At 66.7% G+C, this 12,857-nt stretch carries 8 protein-coding genes, 1 tRNA gene and 3 pseudogenes; 2 read left to right on the top strand and 10 right to left on the bottom strand.

From position 1 onward, the window contains the following. The first annotated feature begins 26 nt into the window (after positions 1 to 26). Complete coding sequence (locus QH196_RS31865) at positions 27 to 1,385, top strand: flavin monoamine oxidase family protein (RefSeq protein WP_280419556.1); 1,359 nt, start codon at positions 27 to 29, stop codon at positions 1,383 to 1,385. Positions 1,386 to 1,415: 30 nt separating this feature from the next. On the opposite strand, the gene QH196_RS31860 is transcribed toward QH196_RS31865, so the two are convergent. The 5 genes and pseudogenes from QH196_RS31860 to QH196_RS31840 all read right to left on the bottom strand — a co-directional run bounded on the left by QH196_RS31860 (position 1,416) and on the right by QH196_RS31840 (position 4,607). Then, positions 1,416 to 2,201 (bottom strand): MBL fold metallo-hydrolase, encoded by a 786-nt coding sequence (locus QH196_RS31860; RefSeq protein WP_280419555.1) that lies wholly within the window; start codon positions 2,199 to 2,201, stop codon positions 1,416 to 1,418. Next, positions 2,198 to 2,994, bottom strand: a pseudogene (locus QH196_RS31855) (SDR family oxidoreductase). Before QH196_RS31855 ends, QH196_RS31860 begins: the two are co-directional and overlap by 4 nt. Before the next feature lie 153 nt (positions 2,995 to 3,147). Further along, a pseudogene (locus tag QH196_RS32420) lies at positions 3,148 to 3,575 on the bottom strand (oxygenase MpaB family protein); the annotation flags it as partial. After that, a complete protein-coding gene (locus tag QH196_RS31845; RefSeq protein ID WP_432279588.1) occupies positions 3,575 to 4,156 on the bottom strand; it encodes a PAS and ANTAR domain-containing protein in 582 nt (193 codons plus the stop codon). The gene QH196_RS31845 and the pseudogene QH196_RS32420, both read right to left, overlap by 1 nt. Positions 4,157 to 4,522: 366 nt before the next feature. Continuing rightward, a tRNA-Leu gene (locus QH196_RS31840) sits at positions 4,523 to 4,607 on the bottom strand. 300 nt (positions 4,608 to 4,907) lie between these two features. Between QH196_RS31840 and QH196_RS31835 the strand changes: the two genes are divergently transcribed. Beyond that, positions 4,908 to 5,768, top strand: coding sequence for an LLM class F420-dependent oxidoreductase (locus QH196_RS31835; protein ID WP_280419554.1), 861 nt, complete (start codon positions 4,908 to 4,910; stop codon positions 5,766 to 5,768). 224 nt (positions 5,769 to 5,992) lie between these two features. Here the strand turns inward: QH196_RS31835 and QH196_RS31830 are convergent, their stop codons facing one another. From QH196_RS31830 to QH196_RS32610, 5 genes and pseudogenes are all read right to left on the bottom strand, one after another. Further along, positions 5,993 to 9,340 (bottom strand): ATP-binding protein, encoded by a 3,348-nt coding sequence (locus QH196_RS31830; protein ID WP_280419572.1) that lies wholly within the window; start codon positions 9,338 to 9,340, stop codon positions 5,993 to 5,995. A gap of 2 nt (positions 9,341 to 9,342) precedes the next feature. Further along, a complete protein-coding gene (locus QH196_RS31825) occupies positions 9,343 to 10,041 on the bottom strand; it encodes a DUF4194 domain-containing protein (protein ID WP_280419553.1) in 699 nt (232 codons plus the stop codon). Beyond that, on the bottom strand, positions 10,034 to 11,518 hold the full coding sequence (locus tag QH196_RS31820; protein WP_280419552.1) for a DUF3375 domain-containing protein: 1,485 nt from the start codon (positions 11,516 to 11,518) through the stop codon (positions 10,034 to 10,036). Before QH196_RS31820 ends, QH196_RS31825 begins: the two co-directional genes overlap by 8 nt. A 272-nt stretch (positions 11,519 to 11,790) precedes the next feature. After that, positions 11,791 to 12,576: a TetR/AcrR family transcriptional regulator gene (locus tag QH196_RS31815; protein WP_280419551.1), complete on the bottom strand. Its 786-nt coding sequence runs from the start codon at positions 12,574 to 12,576 to the stop codon at positions 11,791 to 11,793. Positions 12,577 to 12,728: 152 nt separating this feature from the next. Next, positions 12,729 to 12,857 (bottom strand): annotated as a pseudogene (locus QH196_RS32610) (transposase); the annotation flags it as partial.

Genomic DNA, 12,857 nt, shown 5'->3' with positions numbered 1-12,857 from the left:
TGTCGTCGGGCGGGTGAGGAGACGAAATGCCAACGCAAAATACGCAGGAAGAAACTACCGAGGTCGTCGTGATCGGCGCCGGAATGGCGGGCCTGACGGCCGCGACCACCCTGGCCCCCGCGGCCGAGGTCGTGGTGCTCGAGTCCACCGATCGCACCGGCGGACGCGTCGACACCGTCCGCCAGGCCGACTACTGGATAAATGTCGGCACCCAGTTCACCGAGGGCACCGGCACGCTGATCGACGCGCTGGAACGGCACAACATCGAGTTGGGTTCGCTCGCCGGCAAGAGCGTCGCGTTGCACTTGAACGGTTCCACGGTCGATACCTCGAATCCGCTGGCGCTCATGTTCCGCACACGCATGACAATGAGGGACCGGCTCGGCCTTGCCATGGTCGGGGCGCGCATCCTCTCGGCCGCGCCGTTTCTCGAGTCGCAGAGCCACTTCGCCCAGCGGGTACGGGCTCGGCTCGAGTCCAAGCCGGCGTCGTATCTGTTGAACGGCGTGCGCTCGGAACTGGCCGCCACGATCGTCCGGTCGTGGTCGGCGCAGTGGATGGGCTGTGATCCGGACGAGACGGCCGCCGCCCAGTTCGTCTACTCGGTCGGCATCGCGCTGACCGACCCGGAGAAGGTCCCGAACTTCTCGCTGCCCGTTGGCGGTAATCAGACGCTGACCGATGTGCTGACCGAGGATCTGGGCCCTCGCATCCGCCTGAACTCGGTGGTGCACTCGGTGCGCCACGACGGTGACGGCGTGATCGTCGACTACCTCGACGGTGCGGTGCCCAAGCGGTTGCGGGCCGCGCGCGCGATCGTCACCACGCCCGCCGACATCACCAAAGGGATCATTCCCGACCTGCCGCAGCAGTACCGCAACGCGTTCAACGACATCACCTACGGTCGTTACGTCGTGGTCGGGTTCTTCACCGACGAGGCCGGCCCGCAGCGATGGGACGAGTACTTCGCCATCTCCGCGCCGCAGTTGTCGTTCCAAGCGGTATTCAATCATGCGGCGGCGCTGCGCACCGGCGACGACCGCAAACCGGGTGGCGCCTTGGCGTGTTTCGCCGGCGGTGGCAAGGCCGACGCACTGCTCGACCTACCCGACGAAGACATCGTGTCGCGCTTCAGGAACGACCTGATCAGCGTGCTGCCCGAACTGGAAGGCAAGCTGGGGGAGCCCATTCTGCGCAGGCATCGCCGAGTCGTCCCGTTCTGGGCGCCCGGCCGACGCACAACGCTCCCCACATTGCGCGACCCACTCGGCACCATCTATCTCGCCGGCGACTACCAACTCGACGTGCCGTCGCTGGCCGACGCCGCGGCTTCAGGTGAGCGTTCGGCGCTGGCAGTTCTGACAAGTCTCGGTCGCTCACGGTAGGCAGCGGGGGCGCCGGGCGGGTCTGACGGGTCAGGCTGTGTCTCGGGCGTGTGCGAGGAGCTCGGGGTCGTGGGATGTGACGATCGTCAGTGTCGGGTCGTGGCGTTGGTGAAGCTCGGCCAGTCGGCGGCGGCTTTCGCGGAGTTGGTCGAGGTTGTGGGTGGTCATCCGTTCTTGGAGGGCGAGGGCGAGCGGTGTCGACCCGGTCCGATCGAGAGTGCTGTGGAGGTAGGCGGCGTCTCCGGCGTGGATGATCCATCGGTGGCCTGCGTCGACTGCGACGGCGGTGTGTCCTCGGGAGTGGCCGGGTAGTGGGATGAGCGCTATTCCTGAGGAGATTTCGGTCAGTTCGTGGGCTTGTGGGAATCCGTGCCAGGGTTCGCCGGTGGGGTCGTGTTCCACCAGCGGAGCGTCGAGGATCCAGCGGCTGTGCCGGTATCGAGCCCTCTCGATCAGCGTGCGGGGTGCGCGCATGGCTTGTACCTCGGCTTGTGTCACGTGCACTGTCGCGCCGGGGAAGTCGGAGACTCCGCCGATATGGTCGACGTCGAGGTGGGTGAGTGCGATGTGGCGCACGTCCGCGCGGTGGTAGCCGAGGTTTTCGAGCCGGCGGAGCGCGGTCTGGGCGGGCTGCAGGGCCGGGCGCGCGAACCAGCGGTAGTTGCCGATGCGATGCCCGGGGTCGGCGATGTCGCCGAGCCCGAATCCGGTGTCGACGAGCACGAGTCCGCTGTCGGTTTCCACGAGCAGGACGTGGCATACGAGCTTGATGCCAGGTAAACGCATTGTGCCGCAATTGAAATGGTGGACTTTCACAGGCCGTGGTTCCGGGCGACGATGCGTTCGACGACCGTGCGGGGCATCAGCCGGCGCGCGGTGAAGGCGAGCGGGGCGTTGCTGCCGACCGCGTACAGCGGTGCGGGACGCGGATCGTGGACCGCGCGCAGGATGGTCGCGGCCACTTTGTCGGGGGTGATGCCGTGCTCTTGATGGGCGTCCAGTGCCGACCGGAGTTTCTCGTACTGTTGCTGGTAGGGCGAGCCGTCGCGCAGGTATTTGGTGCGTCGTTCGCGCAGCCCGGTGTCGACCGAGCCGGGTTCGACGGTGGTGATCTCGATTCCGAAGGGTGCCAGTTCGAGCCGCGCCGCTGTGGCGAATCCCTTGATGGCGGCCTTGGAGGCGACGTAGGAGGACAGGTGGGGGATGGGGAAGCTTGCATCATCGAGCTGAGCATGACGATGCGCCCGGCCCCGCGCTCGCGCATGCCGGGCAGTAGTTGCTGGGTCAGTTCGACCGGGCCGAGTACATGCAGTGCGAACAGGTGCTCAATCGCGTCGCGTGGTAATTCCTCGAGCGGTCCGGTCTGGCTTTCCCCGGCGTTGTTGACCAGCACATCCACCGCGCCGAGTCCGCGGGTGAAGTGACTGATCGAGTCCGGATCGGTCAGGTCGAGATCCCGGTAGTCGACGCCGGGGATGCGTCGGTCGTCGTCGAGGGCTGCGGTGTGCCGGCTGGTGCCGATCACCGCATAGCCTCGGTGCACAAGGAGTCTGGCGGTGGCTTCGCCGATGCCGGAGGATGCGCCGGTGACGATCGCGGTCGGTTTCAAGGGATTCTGCTTTCCGTTTCGGCGGGACCGGACAGTGCGGGAACAATCATCAGTACTTGCGGAGGGCCTCGTAGGCGATGTGGTTGAGTCGTCGATGACCGGCCGTTCCGAAAGCCCGTAGCGCCGCCACCACGTGACTGCCTCGCGTATGAGCGAGCCCTCCTCGGCCGCGGTGAGTGGGGTGCCGAAGAGATCGTTGATAGCGATGACCATCTCGACGAAGGTCATGTGGGTCCACCAGTACACCTCGGGATCGAGCGCGTGATAGCGGTTTCCGCTCGCGTCGTCACCGGAGATTCCTCGGTGGTAATCGCGAAGCTCGACCGCCCACAGGTCGCCGTCATGTGCGTATACCGACCGCATGATCGGCGTGTGCGAACGCAGCAGCCGGCCCCCCACGGGTCGCTGAAGAAGTCCGAGTGCTGCGTCAGGGCCGCCCCGACGGCCGGATGTATGCTCTCGAGCAGGCCGATCCGGCCGAAGAGCAGATAGAAGCGGCGATCACCGATGTGTTTCCACAGCAGGGACTCCGGGCCCAGCGGGGCCGATCGTTTCGTCGGTGTCCGTTCTGTGGGCGCCACTACCACTCCTGGTCGAAGCGGGTGCGTAGCCGGACGTCGGCGCCACCGAAGCCGGGGACCGCAGAGACCAGGGTGGTGGCCAGTTCGCGGAGTTTGGTATTGGTCTCCTGAGAGCACCACACCAGGACCTGGAAGGCCTGGTCGGCGGTGATGCCGTAGACCATCATCAACGCGCCTTTGGCTTGTTCGATCGCTTCGCGGGCCGCGATCTTCTCGGGTAGCAGCTGGTCCAGGTTTGCTGGCGTTCCTCGTCGAGAGCGTCGGTGACGTCGATGTAGAACCCGGTGGTGCCGACCACGGCGCCGGTGTCGTCGTGCATCCGGTTCGCCGACGACCAGGACATGACGGGTGCGGCCGGCGGTGTGGATGACGCGGTGGCGGCTGCTGAAGGGCTGCCCGGTCTGGGTCACCATGGCCAGGGTGTCGGCGACCTCGGCGCGGTCGTCGGGGTGTTTCTGGGAGAGCAGCAACTCGGTGGTGGGTTGCACTTCGCCGGGAGAGTAGCCGTGCAGGGCGGCGACCTCGTCGGACCATTCCCAGCGTTGTTCGGTGGTTTGCTCGGTCTCCTCAACCGCAGCCACTGGGGCGCGGTATGGCCTACAACCAATCGGAATCTGGGGCAGCGGCACAGCGTTCTCCTCGCAGAGTCGGCGCTGGTCAGTGGAATTCCTCTCAATGGGCCGCGTTCCGTCGTGCGGGAAACCACCCAAGCGATCCAAGACCAGATCGAGATCGCCGGACGTGAAGCCAAGCCGCCGCCGCTGTCCGCAGCCTAAGCGGCGTCCGGGCCTCGCGCTGGCCTGTTGGCTGCTCAGTGTTCTCTGAGGTTAGGCCGAATCGAACCCCCACGCGCCTCTGCCTGCGATTCTCCGTCGATCGAATCCGAAGCGGAGAAGAACAGTCCTACGTAGCTGCAGGTCAGGAGGGGTGCGAAGGTGTACTGGTTGTGTCCGGAGGGGGACTTGAACCCCCACGCCCTATATCGGGCACTAGCACCTCAAGCTAGCGCGTCTGCCATTCCGCCACCCGGACCGGTGTGCCCAGCAAGAGTATCTGATCGGACGGGCGAGGCAAAATCGTGGGTCTCACCTGCGGAAATGCTGATGGAGTCCGCTCTTCACGGACAGGGCATATTCGCGATGCGGCCGACTGGCGGCAGGTGGTTGCTGAGCGCCGCCGTACGGGCGGTGGGTGGCCACTGGCCGGGAACCTACGTAGGCGGCCGGCCCCACTCCCGGAGGTGCTGATCCGATCGACCCGCTGTGCAGTAGCATCCCTACCGCAAGGCCGGATTCCGGTACCGGCGTACGCATCACGGCTCCAGGAGGGTTTGTGCAGCTTTCGGGCGTTGGGGTTTGGAGTTCGCAGCTGCGCTACGGCGACCGGGCCGAAGCTGCGGAGGCGGCGGCCGAGCTCGAGGGGCTGGGCTATGCCGCGGTGTGGATTCCCGACGTCGGCGGTCCGGTGTTCGAGGCCGTGGAGAACCTGTTGGGAGCGACGGAGCGAATCGTCGTAGCGACCGGGATCCTGAACCTGTGGATGCACGAACCGGCGGATGTCGCGGCCCGGTTCGCGTCCCTGACCGGTACGTACGGCGACCGGTTCTTGCTCGGTATCGGCGTGAGCCACGCACCGTTGATCGACGCCGGTGATCCGGGGCGCTACCGCAAGCCTTTGGCCGCGACCCGCGCATATCTCGACGCGCTGGATGCGCTCGAGCGGCCGGTCCCCGCGGACGCGCGGGTCCTGGCTGCCCTCGGGCCCAAGATGTTGCACCTGTCGGCGACCCGGGCCGGTGGTGCCCACCCCTACCTGGTCACGCCGGAGCACACCGCCACCGCCCGCGCCGCCCTCGGCGACGGACCGCTGCTGCTCCCTGAGCAGACCGCTATCCTCACCACCGACGCCGGTGAGGCGCGGTCCATCGGCATGGAGTGGCTGCGCAGCTACCTCCAGCTGCCGAACTACGCGAACAACATCCTGCGGTCGGGTTTCACGCAGGAGGATGTCGACACCGTGAGCGATCGCCTCTTCGACGCGATCATCGCCTGGGGTGACGAGGAAGCGATCCTGCGTCGAGTCGCCGAGCATCGAGCTGCCGGCGCCGACCATGTGTGTGTACAGGTGCTCGACGCCGACCCGCAGGCGTTCCCTCGCGAACAGTGGCGCCGCCTCGCGGCCGCACTCGCGTGACCCGATCTCGGTATATCGGCGTCGATACGGCCAGGCCTGCGACCTGTCGGCGCCGCATCGTGGTCAGCTGCGGGTACTGATCACGAGCCTGGTCGAGGACGGTTCGAGCGGGCGCCCGGCCGTGTGGTGTTCACCCCGTGGTCGGCGCATCGCCGGAGCCCATTTCTGCTCGATCTTGTTCCGGAGCGCCTCGGGAGCCGCCTTCGATGCGATAAGTGCGGGGCTCACTCGTCCTCCGGAGGGATGCCGATGATGGGTTTGGCCCAGGAGCGGCTCTCGGCGTTCTTGAGGACCAGGTATTCGGCGTCGACGTGCGGTTCGATGGCGCTGTTCTTGTCGTTGGGGGCGCCGATGATGAGCTGGAAGCCCAGGCCGCGCCAGGCGCCGATGGCGCGGCCGGTGTAGCGGGCGTCGGCTTTGATGAGGGCTTCGTCGAGGAAGACCGGGGCGTAGCGGGGGCGTTCGGCGCCGGCGTCGCCCAGTTGGTAGCGCAGTGCCGAGCCGACGATGAAGGCGACGAGTTCCTGGGATTCGCCGCCGGATTTTTCGCCGATATGGTCGTAGAGGGCGACGTGTTCGCCTGCGGCGTCGCGTTTTTCGGCGCTGATGCGGATGTGGTTGCGGACGTCGATCAGGTCGGCGAAATCGGGGGCGGTGCGGCGGATACGGTCGATGACCTTGGCCATCCGGGTGTAGGCGCGTTCCCGGTCGGTGTCGGTGTTCGCCTGGTCGATCAGGCGGCGGACGTCGCGGAGTTCCTTGCGGAAGCGGGCGCGGACGGTGGAGTGGCTTTCCTGCGGGTCGATCTGCAGCCGGTGGTCGTCGTCGGCGAAGGGGAGGCCGGCGAGGATGCGGTTGACCGGTTCGATCCGGTCGCGGATTTCCCGGATGGCCGAGGCAAGTTCGCTGTCGAGGCTGGTGAGGTCGTTACCGGACAGTTTCAGCAGGCTGTCGCGCCATTGGTTTTCGAGTTCGTGCAGGCGGCTGGTTTCCAGGTCGGTGAGCAGGCGTTCGAAATCGTCGTAGGAATCGTCCGGGTCGGTGCCCAGGTTCGGGTTCGGCCAGCGCTCGACGAAGGTCGAGAACGTTTCGGACAGTCTGTTCCGGGCGCTCTCGATGGCGTTCTCCGCCGCCCGCAGATCGGTGGTGAGCCGGTCGGCGACACGGTCGGTGGCGGCGTCGAACGCCTCCAGGGCTTTGGCGGCCGGGATATCGCCGGTGTTGTCGTTGCCGAACAGTCCCGCCAGGTAGGCGCGGTGTTCGGCGGTCACCTCGCGGCCGCAGCGGCGGGCGGTCTCGAGTTCCCGGCCGGCGCGTTCGGCTTCTGCCGTGGTGTGTTCCCACGCTTTCTCGAGGTCTTCCTGTTCGAGCTTGGCCCGGACCGCCTTCTCGTTGAGGTCGTCGACCTTGTCCGTGAGCTCGTCCACCTGCTTCTGCAACCGGTCGATTTCGGGGTTACCGGAGTGGACCTCGTCGATGATCTGTATCCATCGGTCCCGTTCGGCCGCAACCGCGTCCGTATCCACTTGATCCCAGGACAGTTCGGTCAGGGTTCGGTAGGCGCTGCGGCGGTCTTCGAAGGAGTCGAGGTCGGCCTGTGTCTCCTCGACCCGTGCGTCGGCGACGGATGCGCGGTCCTCGGCGGTGCGGATCTGCTCGTCGAGGCGGGTCAGCAACCGGTCGTTGGTGAAGCCGAGGACATTGGCCCGGCCCTGGCCGCCGTGCGCGCCGCGGGCGCCGTCCGATATCTGGCCGGTGATCGTGAGCGCTTTGCGGTGCTGCGGAAGCAGACGTGGCGTTTCGACGCAGACGTAGTCGAACCGGTCGACGAGTTCGTTCTTGAGCCAGGCGGTGAACGCGGAGGGGCGGTAGTCGAGGCGGCCGGGTAGCCGGCGATCGTCTAGTCCGATCTCGTCACGGAGCCCGGTCCGCACGCCCTCGAACTGGATACGCCGCGCGGTGCGCACGGTGTTGATTTTTTCGCGGAAGGTATTGAGGTGGGCGATATCGATCAGCATCTTGGTGGCGAACCCGCCCAGGGCCAGGTTGAACGCTTCGCGCCACGGCTCGAATTCAGTGCGTACTTCTATCAGTTCGCCGACGAACGGCAGCTGTTCCGGGGTGAGACCGGCGGCCTCCGCGAGGGCGGCCCGCGCCCAGTGCAGCTCGCTGGGGATGTTGTCCCGGCGGGCGGCGACGGCTTGACGTTCCGACCGTAGTTCCTCCAGTTCCCGGGTTACGCTCGTCTGCTGGGTCTTCGCTTCGGCGAAATGGTTCTGCGCGGTTTGCCTGGCCTTCTGGTCCCCGAGCAGCCGGTGCGCCTGGGTGACCAGGGCAGCGAAATCGTCCCCGTCGGATACCGTGGCGCCGAGGGTTGCCAGCGACTTCTCGAGCCGGTGCCGTGCCCGTTCGACCTCGTCGAACCGTTTGTCCACCTCACGTAGCGCCCCGCAGGCCCTTTCCAGCCTGTCGCCGCCGGACGCGCGCAGTGTCTCGGTGATCCCGCCCAGTTCGGCTTCTGCCCCCTTGGCCAGTGCCGAGGCCGCGGCGACGGCTTCCTCGGCCTGTCCCCGGCGTCGCTGCAGTTCTGCTTCGGCCGCTTGCAGCAGCTCGGCACGGCGTTCGTACCGCCACAGCCCGGCGGGCGAGGACGAATCGGTGAGCGAACCGAGGCTGTCGATCAGCTCGGCGCGTCCGGCGGCGTCGGCGATGATGCGGCGGTGTTCCCGGATCGGTGTCAGTGCCCGGACCTGGCGGCGCGCGGTGGTCATCTGGGTGCGGGTGCCGGCGAGTTCGTCGAACTGTTTGACCACCTCGTCCGCGGTGGTCAGCGTGGACGGTTCCTCGAGGACCATCGTCTTGTACAGGGCATCGACGGTGGTGATCTGCTGACCGGCCTGAATCCGGCCCAATAGTGCCACCGCTTTGTTCCCGTCACCGGCGGCGCCGATACCGAGCGCGGTGTGCAGCCGGGCGGTGTACTCGCGGTCGGTGGGGTAGCAGGTCAACCCGAGTGCTTTCACCGCGGACTCGGCCAGCCGTTTGTTTGCCGGACCCGCGAGTGTGCGCAGGTCGAACGGCTGGTCGCAGGTGGCGCGGATCTGGACGAGATCTTCGAGGGAGCGCGCCGCCGACGGCACGTACCACGCCCGGACCGCCGTGAACCGTGCCCCGGACCGGTCGGCCCAGGTCATCGCGATCGCCGACCAGGTGTCACGGCCGTCGCCGCGCAGGACCCGGGCCTTCGTCTCACCGCCGGCACGGGACTCGTCGAGCTTGCCCCGCGCATACGACAGGATATTGCGCTGATCCTTACCCCGCGGCCGGCCCACGACGCCCCCGTTGGAGGCGCCGTTGAACGGCATCGTATGCGGCATGATCAACGCGATATAGGAGTCCATCAGGGTCGATTTGCCCGACCCGGACTCTCCGCACAGCAGGGTTGCGCCGGGTGCGAATCGCACCCGGTGGTGTCCGTCGTATCCGCCCCAGTTCACCAGCTGCAGGTCCAGCGCCACCCACTGCTGTCCGCGGGACGATTCGGGGACCAGCCCGAACAACGTGTCGATCATGCTCACGGCGCGACCTCCGCGGTGACCTCGTGGTCCGGGCCGTCGTTGCGCTCCCGCAACCATCGGCTCAGCTCGCTCAGCTTCTCCGTACTCATCACGACCTCCACCAGCGGTGTGATCCGGTAACGGCCCGCGGTCTCCTCTTCCATCAGCCCCTCCTTGGCCAACCGTGTCACCGCGCTGCGGATCTCCTGTTGTCCCCGGGCCATATTGGTGTCGTCGGGGTCGAAGTAGGTCAGTACTGTCTGCTCCAGCTCTTCGATATCGACTCGCGCCGAGGCCTCACCCGCGACCCGTTCCTGCTGAAATACCGTGCGCAGATGCACCAGCACCAGCGTCTCGGCCCGGTTGTAGGGGTCGTCCCGCAACAGGATCGGCACATCCACCTCCGCCGAACGCACCTGCTGTTTGTAGGCGATACCGCGATCGTGGTCGACGACGAGCCGGACGAACAGATCATGCAACCGTGATTCGATGAGCTGCTGGTTCTCCAGCAGCGTCCGCCACTGCGCCGGGTACTTGTCGGCCGACAGGAAGCGCCGTTGCAGCAGCCGGACCAGCACCCGCCGCACCTCGGCGTCGAGCGTCCCCCTGTCGCCGGCGAACAGTTCGGTCGGATCTTCTTCCATCGACACCGGGTCGATGAACCCGGTGACCTCGTTCTTCGGCCACGCCTCGTCGACCGTGTCCGATTCACTCATCGGCTGCCTCGGCGTTCGCCGCGACCACACCACCGAGCGCGAAGCGCCGCCGGGTCCGGTCCGGGCGGATGGCTTCGACGGTGACGACGGATTCGGTTTCGGTCATCCCCGTGCGATGCGCCAGCTCGAGCAGGCCGAGCAGGTCGACCGGGCGGCGGATCTCCTCGGGCGCCGCGCCGAAAGCGGCCGCGATATCGACTGTGCCCGCACCCCCCGCGAATCGGGCCAGGTGTTCGTCCAGTGCCGCGTATTTCGGACCGCCCCAGGCCCGGGTATCGGTATCGGGCATCGTGTCCTCATTCCATTCGGCCAGGGGCGCGGGCGGTTGTGGTGGGCGAGGGTCGCTCGACGATTGCCGCAGATGCTCGATGCTCGCGGCCGGTAGGCGGCGCAGCGGTATGACCGGCTCCCGGTGGCGTGAGTGGGGGACCCAGCGGTGCAAACCGGTCATTACCTCCCGCAGTAGATCGTCTACCTGCCGGTCCCGCATGGGGTCGTGGTTGCGGACCTGAGTGGTGATCACATGCGACGCCTGCCGCTGTGCGGCCAGCACCTCCTTGACCCCGCGTTCGATCCGCCGCGCGATATCGGTGAACTCCCGCCGCTGCGGCTCGGTCAACTGTGCGGTGAACGGGTGACGCAACACGGTGCGCAACCGGCTCGACAAGTCGTCGATCCGCTCCGGGTCGCCGATCAGGCGCAATGCTCCTGCGAACGCCCGCCCCTCCGGAGTCGCGTCCATGATCTGCTGCCCGCGCGCCAGGTATTCGCGCAGCACCTCACCTGTCGGGCGGGCGTCCTGCCGCAGATCGGCGACCACATCGCGCTGCATGGCCTTGATCGATTCGGTGACCCGGGCGAAATCCGCCGGTAGTTCCCGCGCCAGATGCAGGACGTTCTCCGCCTCCTCCACCAGCCGATCGTCGTCGACGGTTTCCACGGGACCGCCGCGCTCGAGTCTGCGCAGCTCCTGCTGCCGCTGCCGGATCTCCAGCTCCAGCCGCGCGATCCGGGCCATCACATCCGGGTCGGCGTCCTGCGCCAATCGCTCCACGGCATCCAGCAAGGTCCGTACCCGCGATTCCGATACCCGCGTCCGGGAACCACCCACCCGGCCCGCGACTTCGAGCGCGCCCACCCCGTGCGCGGACAGCCGATACACCTCGACCTGGTTGTCCAGCACCTGCCGCACCAGCCAGCCGGCGTTCACCCATTGCCGGCACAGATCGCGCGCATTGCCCGCGGGCAGCGGCAACCTGTCCTCCTCGCCGTAACCCGCGGCCCGCAACTGGTTCAGCGCATCACCGATCTCCGCATGCGCATCCGCCACCGCGACCGCGGGCCGGTCGGCCGTGAACACCGTCGCCAGCATGGTCACCACAAACGGGGCATACGTTTGGTGGAGCAAATCGAGCATCGGGGTCTTGAACGCCCGAAGAGCCCCCTGGTACGCACCCTCTACGCCTCGAATACTCATCGGCGCTCAGGGTACGTCGAGCGACCGACACGGTATTCGCCCTGGTCCGCTCGTAACGGGCGTCCACAGATCCGGCTCTGCCGGACGATCGAAGCCCGATTGCGCAGCGTGCCGGAATACGCCGCTACCGAACGCAATCCGGAGCGGAGGTCGATCACCAACCGGTACCTGTCGGTGTCTGCGGCCGGTGCGCAGTATCCGCGCGGGACGGCGGCATCACGGGAACGGCAGGGTTGCGCACGGCGCCCCGGCATGCCGTCGCCCCGGTTCGGTCAATCGCCGCCGACGTCACCGAGGGGTGGTTTGGACAACGATTCGACCATGTCGTGCATGGCGCGCATATCGGAACGCAGTGCATCGAGCTCGGAACGCAGCGCATCCACCGCGTCGCCGGCCGGTTCGCGAACCGGCTTCGCGGGCAGCTGCGGGCGCCGTTCACCCACCCGGGCCGGTTCCGGTACTGTATCGGAGCTTTCGGGCCGCGCCGGTGCGAATCCGTCCAGAAAGACCGATGTCACTGTGGCGGTGATCGCCTCGATATCGGCCGCGAGCGTTTTCCGATGCCACCGCACCGACTGGAACACGCATTCGCGCATCATCCGCTGGAACTCGAAGGTATCTATGCCGGAGTTGAATTCGCTGTTGCGCACCCCTTCTTCGGTGATCCCGTGCCACGCCTGATGGGAGAACTCGACGGCCTCGGCGATCTGTGGGTAACCGGGCAGCGCGCTGAGACTCTCCAGTTCGTTCTGGTAGATCTCGGTGGCATAAGGGTGCTGATCTGCGACTTCCAGCGAAACACGAACCATCAGGGTGAGCCGGTGACGAGCCGTACCGGCCCCGTTCAGGACGGCTTCGTAGCGTTGCACCAGATCGGTGAGGAAACTCGTCAGGATCTCGGAGAAGATCGCGTCCTTGGAGTTGAAATAGTGATACAGCGTTCCGGAGTTCAGGCCCACCGCATCCGCGATCTCCCGGATCGTCGTCGCGGACAGTCCTCGTTCAGAAAATAGCCGAGCCGATTCGGTCAGAATCAGCTGACGCCGACTCGCTGCCACTGTTCACCTCTCGTGTCCGGACTGATGGTGTCCCCCTATGCCGTACCGAGGCTAGCAGCAGGTCAAAGCCGGTTGATCGCACGCAGGTTGCCGGGCCGGGCGGCTTCGACAGGCCCGGCGCGGAACTACTGCTGTGCTTCTTAGAGGACGTCTTACGTGGTGAGTTTCTTGTAGCAGGTGAGAGCTGCGGCGAGTTGTAGAAATGCTGCGAAGAGGTGGCCGTGTCGTTCGTAGCGGATCGTCAGGCGCCGGTATCCGGTCAACCACGCAATGGTCCGTTC

Origin of the sequence: Nocardia carnea (assembly GCF_029868325.1) — a bacterium.
GTDB lineage: Bacteria > Actinomycetota > Actinomycetes > Mycobacteriales > Mycobacteriaceae > Nocardia > Nocardia carnea_C.
Note: the sequence above shows the minus strand (reverse complement) of the source record. Positions and strands in the feature narration are given on the sequence as shown.

Excerpts from the sequence above, each read along its gene's own strand:
- QH196_RS31830 (WP_280419572.1), bottom strand. The coding sequence starts at position 9,340 with ATGATCGACACGTTGTTCGGGCTGGTCCCCGAATCGTCCCGCGGACAG.
- QH196_RS31820 (WP_280419552.1), bottom strand. The coding sequence starts at position 11,518 with ATGAGTATTCGAGGCGTAGAGGGTGCGTACCAGGGGGCTCTTCGGGCG.
- QH196_RS31865 (WP_280419556.1), top strand. The coding sequence starts at position 27 with ATGCCAACGCAAAATACGCAGGAAGAAACTACCGAGGTCGTCGTGATC.
- QH196_RS31825 (WP_280419553.1), bottom strand. The coding sequence starts at position 10,041 with ATGAGTGAATCGGACACGGTCGACGAGGCGTGGCCGAAGAACGAGGTC.